Here is a 14,833-nt window from a genome sequence, read left to right on the forward strand (position 1 = left end):
TACGTCAGGAAACCGGGTCCTTGCCGAACGCCGATTCGCGACCCCAAACAGTGGCCGCCACGGCAACCACACCGACGGTGACGATCGACCCGACCACCACCAGCGGGATGGTCCACAGCCTGCGGGTCAGCAGCGCACTCTGGCATTGATCCACGTAGTTGTCGTGGCCGACGGCTGATGCCGCCTGGCTCAGGTCTGCGACGTATCCCGTTCCGCACTTGATCTGAAATCCGTATTGGTCGAAAGCGTCCAGGAAGACCGGAAAATTCAGTGCCAACAGTCCGACGGCGACGAGGACGAACGCAGTGGTGCCGATGTAGAACGCGCGGTGGTGGTAGTGATGCAAGGATCCCCCGTTCAAGTCATGCAGACGTCGGCGAAGAGCAGTACCGGCCAGCACACGATCGACCCGAGGTACGAGACAACCAGGTCGGCGCCCGCCATATCCTGCAGGTGCGCTGTGTGCATGCCCGACCAAATCACCCCGACGATCAGGTACGGAGTGCCAACCACTATCGCGACGACGATCAGTTCGCCTATCGTCACCTGGAATCCCAACAGCCGTCGCAGCGCGTCGAGCACATCGCTATGTTAATGGCCATTCTTTACGTGGGCGACTATTTTCTTGTGATTTTCCAACCGAAGTGGGCGTTTATGTATGCCCGGCGTCCGTTAGGGTGTTGGTCATGGCGCGCACCAGGCCCACCCGCGCCGAGGGTGTTCGGCGCCGGCCGAAAGACCGCAAGGCGCAGATTGCGCGCGCGTCGGCCGAGGGGTTCAGCGAGCTCGGCTATTACGGCGTCAGCATGGAGACCATCGCCAAGCGGGTTGGGATTTCCGCGGCCGCGCTGTACCGCCATTACTCGAGCAAGTACGAGCTGTTCCGCGACGCTGTGCTCAACCTCGGCCAGCAATTGGTGGACTGCACGGAGTTCGCCGACGAGGCGGACGGTGATGCAGAGCTGACGCTGCGCCGGCTCGTCGCCGCGCTCATCGACACCGCGATGGTCAACCGCGAGTCCGGCGGGCTGTACCGCTGGGAAGGCCGCTTTCTCCGTGGCGACGACCAGGCCACGCTGAACGCGCAGATGCGCAGCGTTCACCATCGGATTCAGCAGCCGCTCATGGCAATTCGGCCGCAGCTGACGTCGCGGCAGCGGTGGACGTTGTCGACCGCCGCACTGTCGGTGATCGGCAGCATCGTCGATCACCGTGCCAAGCTGCCCGCCATCCAGGTGCGGGCGTTGCTCGCCGACCTCGCCGAGGCTGTGCTGGCCGCCGAATTGCCCGATGCCAGTGACACTGCGGCCGAGGCGCGGAGCGCTGTGACCAGTGTGGCGGAAACACCGAAATACGAAGCGCTGCTCAATGAATCGATGCGCTTGTTCAACCTCAAGGGCTACCGCGACACCAGCATGGAAGACATCGCGGCTGCCGTCGGGATGCCTGCGTCGGGCATCTACCGCTACTTCTCGGGAAAGAGTGACATCCTCGCGGCGGCGTTCCGGCGCGCTGCCGACCGGTTGTCCGAAGAGATGCTTGAGATCGTGGCCACCACGCCCGATCGCGAAGAGGCGCTGACGTCGGTCATCGACGCGTACGTGCTGCGGTCGTTCGACCGTCCCGAACTGGACTACGTGTATTACACCGAGCGACTCAACATGACACCCGGTGACCAGAAGATTCTGCGAAACCTGCAGCGCGCCAACGTCGAATCGTGGGTGGAGCTGGTGGTGTCCGTACGGCCTGACTGGACCCCGGGACAGGCGCGCTTCGCCGTGCATGCCTCGATGTCGCTGGTGATCGACCTTGGCCGGCTGATGCGGTACGACAACTCGGCGCCGGCCCGGGCGGTCGTCGAACGACTGGTGGACCTGACGCTGCTCGGCCGCTACCGGTTGCGTGCTGCGTTGCCCGCCAAGTAGGCCAGGTAACCGATCGTGCCGACGGCCGCCAGTGGGCGTGTCTTGGCCGAACTGAGTCCAAGGCCGAGCGCGGTCTCGACGCCGCCGTGGATGTAGACACGCTGGCGGGTGTTACGCGGAAACGCGGTCTTCGTGATGCCCTCGAACAGTTGTGGGCTGGTGAAATGGGACAGCCCGATGCCGGCAACCATCAACCCGGCGAACTTCGCGACACGCGAATCGGTTTTCGGCACAGCCGTTTACCCTCTCTGCTCAGGCAATCTGGTAGTCGCTCAGCGGAAAGCCTGATGCTTCTTTGATCGCTTTGTCCGTCGACATCGGCCGCAGCAGCGTCGGCTCGCCCTGCGGGTTGAAATAGTAGGACCGCGACGTCGCACAGTTGCCGATCGTCCACAACGAGTCGCCGAGCAGTTCGGTCATCCGATCGCGGTAACGGGTGTTGGCTTCCTCGGTGACCTCGAAGGTGGTGGCACCGCGCTTCTTGAGTGCGCCGAACAACCGGTCCATGTGCCGCATCTGGTACTCCATCGTGTTGAAGAAGTTCAACCCGAGGAATGCGAACGGACTGGCCAGGCTGAGATAGTTCGGGAAGTACGGCATGGTCACACCCTGGTAGGCCTGGAATCTTGTTTCGCGCCACCACTTTCCGAGATTGCGGCCCTCGCGGCCGATGACCTCGATGGCGGGGAAGTTGGCTTCCCATAAATCGAAGCCGGTGGCCAGAATCAAGGTGTCGATGACGGTCTTCGAACCGTCGGCGTTGACGATGCCGTCTGCCTCGATGCGGGTGATGCCGTCGGTCTGCAGATGCACGTTCGGCTTCGTGAACGCGCGATAGTAGCCGTTCGAGAATGTCGGCCGCTTGCATCCGAAGTCGTAATCCGGAGTCAGCCTGCGGCGCAACTCCTTGTCGCGGATCGAGGCGAAGCGGTGCATTTTCGACAGGTCGGCCGCGGCGATGTTGAGCCTGCGGAAGTGCCGGTGGTGGATGATCGCGGTGTTGATCATCACCTCGTAGATCGAATCGGTCAGCCAGCGAATCGCGCGCTGTGTCAACGGAATTCGAGCGAACAGCTGCTTGGCGCGTTCGCCGAAGCGGATGTCGATCTTCGGCACCACCCAGATCGGGGTGCGCTGGTAGACGGTGAGGTCGGCGACCCGTTTGGTCAGTTCGGGAATGAGCTGAACGGCGGTGGCACCGGTGCCGATGACGGCGACCTTGCGGCCTTCGAGCGGATACTCGTCGTCCCAGGCGGTGGTGTGGATGACCTTGCCTGCGAAGTCCGTCACGCCAGGGATGTCGGGGACCTTCGGCTGCGACAGGAAGCCGGTCGCGGTGATCAGGAATCGCGCGGAGAGCACGTCGCCGTCGGCGAGAGTGACCTTCCAGACGCTGGCTTCCTCGTCCCAGCGGGCGCCTTCCACGACGGTGCGAAAGCGCATATGCCTGCGGATGTCGTACTTGTCTGCGATGTCGTCGGCGTACTGCTTGATTTCCGCACCGGTGGAGAACAGCCGCGACCAGTTCGGGTTGGGCTCGAAGAAGTATGAGTACGTCGTGGTGGGGACGTCGACGGCCAGGCCGGGGTAGCGGTTGACGTGCCAGGTTCCGCCGAGGTCGTCCTCGCGATCCAGGATCACGAAATTGTGGTAGCCCATCCGCTTGAGTTGGATGCCAGCGCCTATCCCGCCGAAGCCGGCTCCCACAATGACCGCGTCGTAGAGCTGCGAAGTCATGCCCCAGACGGTACCTCAGGTACCGGAAACTCAGCCGACCGGCTCAGGCCTTCAGCGAGCCCGTGCGCGGCGGATCGACGGTCGCGATGCAGGTCACCGACCGGTCGCCCAGCTTCCACGACTGCTCGTCAGGGAAGCGCTTGAGCAGTCCGACGTGTTCGGGCACGGCGTCGGGCGCGTAATCCAACAGCTCTTGCTTGCACCTGCCCACGTATTCGTCGACCGTCGCCGTCCCCGGGAAGTCGCCTTCGGGCAGCATCAACACCGCGACCACCTCCGCGGCATGCTGTTCGCTGCACGGGACGACGGTCACATTCGCGCCAGTCGTCGGCAGCTCCTTGAAGCAGTCACCGGTCTTGAAGTACGACGCCGCGGACCGCCGGTCCGTCGGGGCGCCCGGCCGCTGCGGCTTGAACAGGTTGTCGTCGTTGACGAGCAAGAAGACCGAAACTCCTGCGGCCACCAAGACCCATACGCCGGAAAGTGCCAGCCCGGCAATGGCCAACCCGCGCCCGCCCTGGCCCTGCTTGGCCTTGTTGAGCCCGACGATGCCGCATACCAAGCTGACGGGTAGCCCGACGATGCCGACGACGCCGAAGACGAGTGACAAGATCGCCCACACGTTGGTCTTGGCAGGCGCTGGCGGGTACGGGTGCACGGGATGGGTCACGCCGGCCAGAATATTGCGGCTCAGCCTTTTAGCGACCCCGATCGTGGCGGATCCAGGGTGGCAACGCAGGTCACCGCCCGATCACCTTGCGACCACGTCTCGGCTGTCGGATACAGCACGTACAGCTGCACCGAGTTGTCGGTGACCGCGCCGGGTGCGTACGTGGCGAGCTCGGGTTCGCACTTGTTCTGGTAGGCCTCGATCGCGGACTGCCCCGGGAAGTCGCCTTCGGGCATCAGCAGTACCGCGAAAACCTCTCCTGCGTGCGGCTTGTCGCAGCCGATGGTGTCGACGGTCAGCACGCGGGTGTTGCCCGGTATCTCCTTGAGGCAGTCGCCGACTTTCACATCCGTGGCGGTGACCGTGCCCTTGCCGATGATCACGACGAACACGATGGCGGCGATGGCCAACAGCGCGAGGACGCCGACCGCCAGGCCGATGATCAATCCCCATCGGGTCTTCTTCTTCGGTGGTGGACCGTAGTGACCGAACGAGGGAGCCTCGCCGTACGGCAGCGGCGGGGGCGGCGGATAGGCGCCCGGCGGGGGCGGCGGATACGAGCCGGGAGGCGGCGGCGGATATCCGCCCGGTTGCGGCGGATAGGGATTTTGGGCCGGCTGGCCATACGGTCCCTGCGGCGGTTCGCCGTATGGCGGGGGATTGCTCGGCGGTGTGCTCACGCGCTGACCCTAACCTCAATCGCGAAGCGATGACCACCGTTCATGCTTCGCCATTGCGACGCAAACCATGGACCCCTCGCCGTTTGCCCACGCGACACGAAACACCGGGCCCTCCGGTGAGTTCGGTGCGTAATCGAAGAATTGGGATCCGCAGTCGGCGGCGGTTGCGCCGGGCGCAGTGAGGACCGCGAACACCTCGCCGTGGTGTGGGCGGTCGCACCGCACCCGCTTCACCCAGGTGGGCAACTGGTCGTCGTAGGCATCTTTGACGCAGTCCCCGGTCTTCAGGTCGGCGGCGCGCACCGACTTCCCTTGTGTCGAAACCCCATACGCGATGACGGACGTGATCGCCGCGATCCACACCACCGAGATGACGAGGGCCGCGATCGCCAAGCCGCGGCCGCGCTGATGCCGTCCCCGCATCTGGACCAACGCCACGACCGCGAAGATCACGCTGAGGATGGTGCCGCCGAGGATGCCGAGGATGAACGCGGCAACGGCCCAGCCGTTCGTCCCGCCCGGCCGCAGAGGGTCGGGCGGGGCGGTCACGCGAGCAACCGTAGCGCCGCGTCGACCGCCAACACCGGGACATCGAGCGTTTTGGAGCCCAAGTCATGACGGGCTCCGGTGATTTCGACGATCTCGGTGGCCGCGGGGATCAGCCGTGCGGCGGGGCGGAGTTCGTCGATGGTGCCGAATGGGTCGGCCGTGCCGTGGGTGAACACCGTCGGCGCCGTGATGCGTGGCAGGTGCTCGGTGCGCGCGCGTTCGGGCTTGCCCGGCGGGTGCAGCGGATACGAGAACAACGTGAGGACGTCGACGGCGGCTGCCTCGTCGGCGACCACCATCGACGTCATCCGGCCGCCGTAGGAGTGGCCGCCCGCGATGACCGGCCCCTTGGTCAGCGTGCGGGCCAATTCGACGGCCTCGACGACGCCGGCCTGGTCGGCGGCGGCAGAGCCCGACGGCGGGCCCTTGGGCCGCCGCCGCCGGTACGGCAGGTTGTAGCGGACTGCGAGCCAGCCGCGGCTGGCCCACTCGTCGCAAACCCTTGCCAGCAGCGGGGACTCGCGGCTCCCGCCCGCGCCGTGGGTCAGCACCACGACGCCCTTTGCTTTGCCTCGCGGTTCGTGCGCGACGCCTGCGATATCGTCGACGGTCACGAGTCGAGCCTGAAGAGTGCCGATACCGGTCCGTGGCCATGGCCCAATGGATATGCGGCGCGCAGACATTCGGTGACCCACCGCTTACCGAACGCAACTGCGTCGGGCACGGTGTAGCCGTGAGCGAGCGCGCTGGCGACCGCTGCGGCAAGAGTGTCGCCTGCGCCGTGGTCGTTGCTGGTATCGATGCGAGTGGTATCGAACTCGTGGAAGTCCGTGCCGTCGAACAACAGGTCCGGGCTGTGCGACGACGCGCGCAGGTGGCCGCCCTTGACCAGCGCCCACTGCGGACCGAGCGCGTGCAGCTTTCTGGCCGCTTCGCGTTGCGATTCGTCGTCGACGACATCGACATCCACGAGCAGGCGGACTTCGTCGAGGTTGGGCGTGACCAGGGTGGCGAGCGGAAAGAGTTGGCCTTTAAGGGAGTCCAGCGCGCTGGGATGCAGCAACGGGTCGCCGTGCATCGACGCACAGACCGGGTCGACCACCAGCGGCACCGTTCGTGCCAAACCCTGTTCACGCCACGTCCCGGCAATGACGTCGATGATCGCCGACGACGCCAGCATGCCGGTCTTGGCGGCCTGCAGGCCGATGTCGGAGGCCACCGCCTCGATCTGACCTGCGATCACGTCGAGCGGAATCTCGTGAAAACCCTTGACGCCGACCGAGTTCTGCACTGTCACAGCCGTGACGGCGACGAGGCCGTGCACGCCGAGCAGCGCGAAGGTACGCAGGTCTGCCTGGATGCCGGCCCCGCCGCCCGAGTCGGATCCGGCGATGGTCATCACCCGGATCGGCGTCTCGCCCGGCGGCGTCAGTGGCAAGAAGCTCATGTGGCCAAGGGTAGGTAGATCTGGTTCCCGTGGTCGGCGAATTCCCTGGACTTCTCCGCCATCGCGTCGCGAATGTCCTGCGTGATGCGCATCGAGCAGAACTTCGGCCCGCACATCGAGCAGAAGTGCGCGGTCTTGGCGGGCTCGGCGGGCAGGGTCTCGTCGTGGAACTCGCGCGCGGTGTCGGGATCGAGCGACAACGCGAACTGATCGTGCCAGCGAAACTCGAAGCGGGCCTTCGACAAAGCGTCGTCCCGTTCCTGCGCGCGGGGGTGCCCCTTGGCCAGGTCGGCCGCGTGCGCTGCGATCTTGTACGTGATCACGCCTATCTTGACGTCCCTGCGGTCCGGCAAGCCGAGGTGTTCCTTGGGCGTGACGTAACACAGCATTGCGGTGCCGGCCTGAGCGATGATCGATGCCCCGATGGCGCTGGTGATGTGGTCGTAGCCCGGAGCGATGTCGGTAGCGAGCGGGCCGAGGGTGTAGAACGGTGCTTCTTCGCAGAGTTCCTCTTCGAGGCGGACGTTCTCCACGATCTTGTGCATCGGGATGTGGCCCGGGCCCTCGATCATCACCTGCACACCATGGGCTTTCGCGATCTTGGTGAGCTCACCGAGCGTTCTCAGTTCCGCGAACTGCGCCTCGTCGTTGGCGTCGGCGATCGAACCAGGACGCAACCCGTCGCCCAAGGAGAACGTGACATCGTAACGGGCGAGGATCTCGCACAGGTCGGCGAAGTTGGTGTAGAGGAACGACTCGGTGTGATGGGCGAGCATCCACGCCGCCATGATCGAGCCGCCGCGGCTGACGATGCCAGTGACACGCTTGACGGTGAGGGGGATGTAACGCAGCAGCACGCCGGCATGCACAGTCATGTAGTCGACGCCCTGCTCGCACTGCTCAATCACGGTGTCGCGGTAGACCTCCCAGCTGAGCTGGGTGGGATCACCGTTGACCTTCTCCAACGCCTGATAGATCGGCACGGTGCCGACGGGGACCGGCGAATTACGCAGAATCCACTCGCGTGTCTCGTGGATGTTGCGGCCGGTCGACAGATCCATGATGGTGTCGGCGCCCCAGCGGGTGGCCCACACCATCTTGTCGACCTCCTCCGCGATGGAGCTCGTGACGGCCGAATTGCCAATGTTGGCATTGATTTTCACCGCGAACGCCTTGCCGATGATCATCGGCTCACTCTCGGGGTGGTTGTGGTTGGCCGGGATCACCGCCCGGCCCGCGGCAACCTCGTCGCGCACCAACTCGGCGGGCATGCCTTCGCGGGCGGCGATGAACGCCATCTCTGCGGTGATCTCACCGTTGCGGGCGCGCTGCAACTGCGTGCCTCTGTCGCGCACCACGCCGTCGCGCGGCGGTAGACCGTTGTGTAGATCGATCTCGGCATGCGGATCGGTGTACGGACCGGACGTGTCGTACAGATCGAGGTGCTCGCCGTTGGTCAGGTTCACCCGTCGGAACGGCACGCCGTCGACGTAGATCTTTGTGCTGCCCTGGATCGGGCCGGTGGTGACAGACGGATCGACAACAACATTCGACATTGCAACTCCCTACGCCGGCATTACCCGGTCAGGTTCGTACGGTCGACGGGCCTACCCGTCCTCTCAGCGCACTCGGTGTGCGCTCCCGTGTGTGGACAGTATGCAGGCTAGCGCAGCCGTGGCGGGTGTGCCCAGTGGGAATAAGGAATTGCTCGCGGTTGCTTTGTATAGCTAATATATGTGTTTTGCGCCGATTGCTGCCCCATGGATACGTAAGCGAATAGATGACGACTGAGATAGAGAAGACAAAGACGCCGGTAGTGGCAGATATCGACACGGCGATGGCCGAGACGGCCGATCGTCGGCGGCGAATGGACCACGATCACCCGTTCTACAAGTGGATCGTGCTGTCCAACACCACGCTGGGCATGCTGCTGGCGTCGATCAACGCCTCGATTGTGCTCATCTCACTGCCCGCGATTTTCCGGGGCATCGGGCTGAACCCACTGGCGCCGGCCAACGTCAGCTATCTGCTGTGGATGCTGATGGGCTACCTCGTCGTGACCGCGGTGCTCGTGGTGTTCTTCGGCCGGCTTGGCGACATGTTCGGCCGCGTGCGCATCTACAACCTCGGGTTCGCGGTCTTCACCGTTGCGGCCATCGCGCTGTCCTTCGATCCGTTCCACTTCGGCCCAGGTGCGCTGTGGCTGATCGGTTGGCGGGTGATCCAGGGCATCGGAGGGGCCATGCTGATGGCGTCATCCGCGGCGATCCTCACCGACGCGTTCCCGGCCAACCAGCGTGGCATGGCGCTCGGGGTGAACATGGTGGCCGCGGTCGCGGGCTCGTTCCTTGGCTTGTTGATCGGCGGCGTGCTCTCCGAGATCCACTGGCAGGCGATCTTCTGGGTCGGCGTGCCGATCGGAGTGCTCGGCACGGTCTGGAGCTACCGCTCGCTCAAGGAACTCGGCGTGCGGACACCAGGGCGGCTGGACTGGGCAGGCACGCTCACGTTCGGGATCGGCCTGACGATCTTGCTCACCGGGATCACGTATGGCATTCAGCCGTACGGGGATTCGACGACCGGGTGGACGAACCCGTGGGTGCTCGGCTCGATTCTCGCCGGCGTGCTGCTGATCGTCGCATTCTGCGTCATCGAGTTGCGGGTGCCCCAGCCGATGGTCGACATCCGGCTGTTCAAGTCGGCATCGTTCGGGATGGGCAACCTCGCAGGGTTGATGTCATCGGTCGGCCGCGGCGGCCTGCAGTTCATGCTGATCATCTGGCTGCAGGGCATCTGGCTGCCGTTGCACGGCTACAGCTTTGAGTCGACGCCGCTGTGGGCGGGGATCTATCTGCTGCCTGCGACTTTCGGGTTTTTGATCGCTGCTCCGATGGCCGGATCACTGGCAGACCGCTTCGGTGCTCGGGTCTTCACGGTCGGCGGCATGCTGCTGATGGCGGGTGCGTTCATCGCGCTGGTGATGATTCCGGTGAACTTCAACTACTGGGTGTTCGCAATCCTGGTCTTCCTGAACGGCCTTGGCGGCGGCATCTTCACGGCGCCCAACACGGCGGCGATCATGTCGAGCGTGCCCGCTGCGCAGCGCGGTGCGGCCTCCGGTGTGCGTGCGACGTTCTTCAACGCCGGATCGTCGCTGTCGATCGGAATCTTCTTCTCGCTCATGATCATTGGGCTCGCACACACCCTGCCGTCGGCGATGAGCTCGGGGCTGCAGGAACAGGGGGTATCCGCGACGGTCGCGCACGAGGTGGCGAATCTGCCTCCGGTCGGAAGCCTGTTCGCGGCGTTCCTGGGGTACAACCCGATGGCCGAGCTGTTAGCGCCGTCGGGTGCGTTGCACCAGCCGGGCGTCAACGCCGACGTGGTGACCGGTCAGACGTTCTTCCCGCACCTGATCACCGGGCCGTTCCATTCGGGCCTGGTGGTGGTGTTCAGCGCGGCCGCGGTGATGATGCTGATCGGCGCGGTGGCGTCGCTGTTCAACGCGGGCCGCTACGGCACCGAGGAGCGCGCCGACAACGAGGCGTGACGGATCGCCGGTCGTGGGTACCCATGGCCCATGACTACGACAGATCAGCGGCCTCCCGAGGTGCGACAGCAGGCGCATGAGCAAGCCGGTAAGGCCCGCGACCGCATGGCCGAGGTGCGTCGTCAGCGCGATGAAGGCCTGGTCGGCTGGCTGAACGAGCGTGCCGGCGAGTGGGAGCTGAGCGGACCCGACGAGGCCACGATGCAGCGTCAGAAGTACTTGTGGAACTTCCTGGTCGACCACTGGTTCCGGATGGAGTTCGACGGCTGGGAGAACCTGCCTGATCCGCCCGTACTGCTGGTCGGCATTCACTCGGGTGCGCCGTTCGTATGGGACGCGTGGACCGTCGGCGTGCAGTGGTGGCGCCGATTCGGCCAGGACAGGCCGCTGCACGGCACCGCGCACGACGTGCTGATGGCCATGCCGCTCATCGGCAGGTACTTCCGGGCGATGGGTGTGCTGCCTGCCGCTCCGGACTCGATGGCGACGGCGTTGGCCGAGGGGCGAGACGTCGCGGTGTGGCCGGGCGGCGAGGTCGACTCGTTGCGGCCGTGGACCGAGCGCGACCGCGCAAACCTTGCCGGGCGCAAGGGTTTTGTGAAGATGGCGATCCGCGCAGGCGTACCGATCGTGCCGATCGCGACCGTCGGTGGAGCGGATGCGATGCCGGTGTTGATCCGCGGCGATCAGCTGTCTCGCCGGTTGCGACTCGATAAGCTGTTGCGGCTCAAGGTGTTTCCGATCGCCATGTCGTTACCGTGGGGGATTGCGCCCGCTGCGCTGCCACAGTTCCCCCTGCCCGCAAAGATTCGGACGCGGCTGATGCCCGCCGTCGAGCTGGAGCACGACCCCGCTCGCGCCGATGACGATGAGTACCTCGAACAGAAGTACTGGGAGGTCCAGGACAGCATCCAGCGTGGGATGGACGCACTGGCGCGCAAGCGGGCGCTTCCGCTGTTCGGTTAGACCTGCGCTGACTCTGCGGTGAGGGTGTTGGTTTCTCGCACTTCTGCGCCCTGGCCGCAGGCTCAACGTGTTATGTCAACTCCACCAGTACCGGAGCGTGGTCGCTGGGCGCCTTGCCCTTGCGCTCCTCGCGGACGATCTCGGCATGCGCGACCCTGGCGGCCAGGGCCGGCGAGCCGAGGATGAAGTCGATGCGCATGCCGCGGTTCTTGGGGAACCGCAGCTGGGTGTAGTCCCAGTACGTGTAGACCGCGGGGCCCGGCGTGAACGGGCGCACGATGTCGGTGTATTTGGCGTCGACAATCGCGTTGAACGCGGCACGCTCCGGCGGGGTGACATGCGTGCTGTGCGCGTAGAACTCGGGGCTCCAGACGTCCTCGTCGGTGGGGGCGATGTTCCAGTCGCCGACGAGCGCGATCTGTGCCGACGGATCGTCGGTCAGGCAGCCCTGAGCCGTGTTGCGAAGGGCGGCAAGCCATTCCAGCTTGTACTCGTAGTGAGGTGAGCCGACGAAGCGCCCGTTGGGCACGTACAGGCTCCACACTCGCACGCCGTTGCAGGTGGCACCGAGTGCTCGCGCCTCCGCCGCGGCTTCGACATCGGGTTTGTCGCTCCAGGTGGGTTGGCCTTCGAAGCCCACCTGGACGTCGTCGAGGCCGACGCGCGACGCGATCGCCACCCCGTTCCATTGGTTGAAACCGCAGTGCTCGACCTCGTATCCGGCGGCCAGAAACGGCATGAGAGGAAACTGGTCGACGGAGCACTTAGTCTCCTGCATGGCGAGGACGTCGATGTCGGCCCGCTCGAGCCAATCGACGACGCGGTCGACGCGAGCCCGGATCGAGTTCACGTTCCACGTCGCCAACCGCATGGCTTACAGGTTACGTGCGTCGACGTACCGCGAGCGATGGTGCACAGAAAAGCCCATCGACTCGTAAAGCCGTGATGCCGCAGCGTTATCCGCGAGAACCTGCACGTAGGCACGCGTCGCGCCCCGCTCACCGCCCCAGGCCAGCAGCGCCGAACACAGGTCACGCGCCAGGCCGCGCCGCCGGGCCTCCTCGATGACGTGCACTGCCGACAACCCCACCCATCGCGTGCCGTCGGGTGCCTGGGTGACGGCAGCCCGGCCCACCGCGGCGCCGCCGAGCAGACCGAACGCCACCTCGCCGTCGACGACGGCCGTCAACACATCGACCGGGACCTCACGCCGATACAGCCGCAGCCAGTTGTCGTCCGGCGCGTCCGTGATGTCGACCGCGCCAGATCCACCCGGCTCCAATTCCCCTGTCATGATCACGGTTTCGGCGTCAGTCGGCACACCGGGCGGCATCCGCAGCAGCCGGTCCGGCGCGGCCACCAACGGCGTCACACCGCGCGCCGCATACCAATCGACGACCACATCAATGCCGCCATAAACATCAAGCGGGACAGCAGAATTCGCCCTCCGGGTGACGCCGTGGCCGAAGCGCAACAGCCAGCCGCCGACCGCAGCGTGCTCGACGCCCGGCCACGCCAAGGCGGCCGCGTGTTCGAGGTTGCGAATGTCGCCGGTCCGAACCGGGGCGGCACCAAGCGTCTTGATCGTGACGACGTCATCGGTGGAAATATCAACGAGCTCACCACGTTTGGTGCGCACGCTCAGGGTAGGGCCAACAGCCTCGAGGTGTCCGATGACGTCGGTCAGCGGCGGCACCGATCCGGCGGGCAACCGGTATCGCACCACGACACGTGCGCCGACATCAACCACGAGTTAGTGACCGAACGGGTCCGGGTCCTCACCCGGCATCCAGCTCAGGCCCGGCACTCCCCAGCCGTGTGACTTCACCGACCGCTTCGCGCTGCGCGCATGCCTGCCGACCAGCCGATCCAGGTAGAGGAAGCCGTCCAGATGGCCTGTCTCGTGCTGCAGCATCCGCGCGAACAGGTCAGTGCCCTCGATCGTGATCGGATTGCCTTCGGCGTCCAGGCCGCTGACGCGGGCCCAGTCGGCCCTGCCCGTCGGGAACGATTCGCCGGGCACCGAAAGGCAACCCTCGTCGTCGTTGTCCGGGTCGGGCATCGTCTCGGGCACCTCGGACGTCTCGAGTACGGGGTTGACGACAACTCCCCGCCGCCGCGCCGTCTTACCCCGCTCGTCGGCGCAGTCGTAGACGAACACCCGCTTGGGCACACCGATCTGATTCGCGGCCAATCCCACACCGTTGGCGGCGTCCATCGTCTCGTACAGATCGGCGATCAACGCCACCACATCATCGGGCAGCGAACCGTCGCCATTGACGGTCACCGGTTCGGTCGCAGTGTGTAAGACGGGATCTCCGACTATGACGATGGGTCTGACAGCCACGGGGGAAGCTTAAGTCGGCAATCCTTCTCACCCGACTCGCGGGGTTCGGTAACGCTTCGGCTTCCAAACCCGTGGTTGAATGATCGCCGAAACAGCAACGTTGTTATTTCGAGTGTGGGGAAGGGTCCAGGGGCAATATGGACGGCGCGATCGCGCGGACTGAGCAATCCGGGGACGACTCTGATCTCACCGATGGGCTGACTCGGCGCGAGCATGACATCTTGGCGTTCGAGCGCCAGTGGTGGAAATACGCGGGGTCCAAGGAAGACGCCATCAAGGAGCTCTTCTCGATGTCGGCCACCCGGTACTACCAGGTGCTGAACGCGCTCGTGGACCGCCCCGAGGCACTGGCAGCCGACCCGATGCTGGTCAAGCGGCTGCGACGGCTACGGGCCAGCCGGCAGAAGGCCCGCGCGGCGCGTCGGCTGGGCTTCGACGTCACCTGAGCTTTCGGGCCTCAAGGGCCCTCTCGATAGAGTGGGCGGTAATGAATCAGCGAAATTCCTCCGGGCTGCCTCTGCGCGCCATGGTCATGGTGTTGCTGTTCCTGGGCGTGGTGTTCCTGCTGGTTGGATTCCAGGCGATGGGTTCTGGCGACTCGGAGGGCGACCAGTCGTCCTCGATCGCGACCAGCACCGTCAGCACGCCGTCCTCGGCAACGTCGTCTGCGACGCCCGCCCCTGCGAAGGCCGACGTGCGGGTGTACAACATCTCGTCGACCGAGGGCGCGGCCGAGACCACCGCCAACAAGCTGAGGGAAGCCGGCTGGAATGTCACTGAAACCGGCAACCTGACCCTGCCGGATGTCTCGGCGACGACGGTGTTCTTCAGCGACGCGCCCGGCGAGCACGAAGCCGCCGACGAGGTGGGCAAGCTGCTGCAGGCGCCGGTGCAGGCGCGACTCCCCGAGCTCACAGAGCAACCGCCGGGCGTGGTCGTAGCGGTCACCGGCTAGGCTCTTG

At 65.3% G+C, this 14,833-nt stretch carries 18 protein-coding genes and 1 riboswitch; of the genes, 5 read left to right on the forward strand and 13 right to left on the reverse strand.

Features of this window, described 5'->3' with window-relative positions:
* Nucleotides 1-4: 4 nt before the first annotated feature.
* Both J3E61_RS12340 and J3E61_RS12345 read right to left on the reverse strand, forming a co-directional pair.
* Nucleotides 5-346: a hypothetical protein gene (locus J3E61_RS12340; protein ID WP_210083738.1), complete on the reverse strand. Its 342-nt coding sequence runs from the start codon at nt 344-346 to the stop codon at nt 5-7.
* An 11-nt stretch (nt 347-357) separates the two neighbouring features.
* The gene (locus tag J3E61_RS12345) at nt 358-582 is read right to left on the reverse strand and encodes a hypothetical protein (RefSeq protein ID WP_192725608.1); all 225 of its coding nucleotides are present in this window, start codon (nt 580-582) and stop codon (nt 358-360) included.
* Nucleotides 583-686: 104 nt separating this feature from the next.
* On the opposite strand from J3E61_RS12345, the gene J3E61_RS12350 reads away from it, so the two are divergent.
* Nucleotides 687-1,925, forward strand: a complete 1,239-nt coding sequence (locus J3E61_RS12350; protein WP_210083739.1) for a TetR/AcrR family transcriptional regulator — start codon at nt 687-689, stop codon at nt 1,923-1,925.
* Here the strand turns inward: J3E61_RS12350 and J3E61_RS12355 are convergent.
* The 8 genes from J3E61_RS12355 to thiC form a co-directional block, all read right to left on the reverse strand.
* Nucleotides 1,892-2,158 carry a hypothetical protein gene (locus J3E61_RS12355; RefSeq protein WP_210083740.1) on the reverse strand — a complete coding sequence of 89 codons (267 nt, stop codon included), beginning with the start codon at nt 2,156-2,158 and terminating at the stop codon, nt 1,892-1,894. The two genes, J3E61_RS12350 and J3E61_RS12355, sit on opposite strands and share 34 nt — an antisense overlap.
* A gap of 19 nt (nt 2,159-2,177) precedes the next feature.
* Nucleotides 2,178-3,662 carry an NAD(P)/FAD-dependent oxidoreductase gene (locus J3E61_RS12360; RefSeq protein WP_210083741.1) on the reverse strand — a complete coding sequence of 495 codons (1,485 nt, stop codon included), beginning with the start codon at nt 3,660-3,662 and terminating at the stop codon, nt 2,178-2,180.
* 43 nt (nt 3,663-3,705) lie between these two features.
* A complete protein-coding gene (locus J3E61_RS12365; protein ID WP_192725944.1) occupies nt 3,706-4,272 on the reverse strand; it encodes a septum formation family protein in 567 nt (188 codons plus the stop codon).
* An 80-nt stretch (nt 4,273-4,352) separates the two neighbouring features.
* Nucleotides 4,353-5,012, reverse strand: a complete 660-nt coding sequence (locus J3E61_RS12370) for a septum formation family protein (protein WP_210083742.1) — start codon at nt 5,010-5,012, stop codon at nt 4,353-4,355.
* Nucleotides 5,013-5,027: 15 nt separating this feature from the next.
* Entirely contained in the window at nt 5,028-5,561 is a 534-nt protein-coding gene (locus J3E61_RS12375) for a DUF4190 domain-containing protein (protein WP_210083743.1), read from the reverse strand.
* Nucleotides 5,558-6,175: a dienelactone hydrolase family protein gene (locus tag J3E61_RS12380; RefSeq protein ID WP_210083744.1), complete on the reverse strand. Its 618-nt coding sequence runs from the start codon at nt 6,173-6,175 to the stop codon at nt 5,558-5,560. Before J3E61_RS12380 ends, J3E61_RS12375 begins: the two co-directional genes overlap by 4 nt.
* Nucleotides 6,172-7,008, reverse strand: coding sequence for a bifunctional hydroxymethylpyrimidine kinase/phosphomethylpyrimidine kinase (gene thiD / locus J3E61_RS12385; protein WP_210083745.1), 837 nt, complete (start codon nt 7,006-7,008; stop codon nt 6,172-6,174). The genes J3E61_RS12380 and thiD overlap by 4 nt, the downstream gene beginning before the upstream one ends.
* Complete coding sequence (thiC, locus tag J3E61_RS12390; protein ID WP_210083746.1) at nt 7,005-8,564, reverse strand: phosphomethylpyrimidine synthase ThiC; 1,560 nt, start codon at nt 8,562-8,564, stop codon at nt 7,005-7,007. The genes thiD and thiC overlap by 4 nt, the downstream gene beginning before the upstream one ends.
* Nucleotides 8,555-8,663, reverse strand: a riboswitch (TPP riboswitch). Its footprint overlaps the gene before it by 10 nt.
* Nucleotides 8,664-8,788: 125 nt before the next feature.
* Here thiC and J3E61_RS12395 point away from each other — a divergent pair.
* Both J3E61_RS12395 and J3E61_RS12400 read left to right on the forward strand, forming a co-directional pair.
* Nucleotides 8,789-10,558 (forward strand): MFS transporter, encoded by a 1,770-nt coding sequence (locus J3E61_RS12395; RefSeq protein ID WP_210083747.1) that lies wholly within the window; start codon nt 8,789-8,791, stop codon nt 10,556-10,558.
* 30 nt (nt 10,559-10,588) lie between these two features.
* A complete protein-coding gene (locus J3E61_RS12400) occupies nt 10,589-11,524 on the forward strand; it encodes an acyltransferase family protein (protein ID WP_210083748.1) in 936 nt (311 codons plus the stop codon).
* A 70-nt stretch (nt 11,525-11,594) separates the two neighbouring features.
* On the opposite strand, the gene xth is transcribed toward J3E61_RS12400, so the two are convergent.
* The 3 genes from xth to J3E61_RS12415 are packed head-to-tail and all read right to left on the reverse strand — an operon-like array spanning nt 11,595 to nt 13,871.
* On the reverse strand, nt 11,595-12,395 hold the full coding sequence (xth, locus tag J3E61_RS12405) for an exodeoxyribonuclease III (protein WP_210083749.1): 801 nt from the start codon (nt 12,393-12,395) through the stop codon (nt 11,595-11,597).
* 3 nt (nt 12,396-12,398) lie between these two features.
* On the reverse strand, nt 12,399-13,274 hold the full coding sequence (locus J3E61_RS12410; protein ID WP_210083750.1) for a GNAT family N-acetyltransferase: 876 nt from the start codon (nt 13,272-13,274) through the stop codon (nt 12,399-12,401).
* A gap of 3 nt (nt 13,275-13,277) precedes the next feature.
* Nucleotides 13,278-13,871, reverse strand: coding sequence for a peptide deformylase (locus J3E61_RS12415; protein ID WP_210083751.1), 594 nt, complete (start codon nt 13,869-13,871; stop codon nt 13,278-13,280).
* A 137-nt stretch (nt 13,872-14,008) separates the two neighbouring features.
* On the opposite strand from J3E61_RS12415, the gene J3E61_RS12420 reads away from it, so the two are divergent.
* A complete protein-coding gene (locus J3E61_RS12420; RefSeq protein ID WP_015304500.1) occupies nt 14,009-14,317 on the forward strand; it encodes a DUF3263 domain-containing protein in 309 nt (102 codons plus the stop codon).
* Nucleotides 14,318-14,358: 41 nt separating this feature from the next.
* A complete protein-coding gene (locus J3E61_RS12425) occupies nt 14,359-14,826 on the forward strand; it encodes a LytR C-terminal domain-containing protein (RefSeq protein WP_192725594.1) in 468 nt (155 codons plus the stop codon).
* Nucleotides 14,827-14,833 lie beyond the last annotated feature (7 nt).

Source organism: Mycobacterium sp. OAE908, assembly GCF_017872775.1.
Classification (GTDB): domain Bacteria; phylum Actinomycetota; class Actinomycetes; order Mycobacteriales; family Mycobacteriaceae; genus Mycobacterium.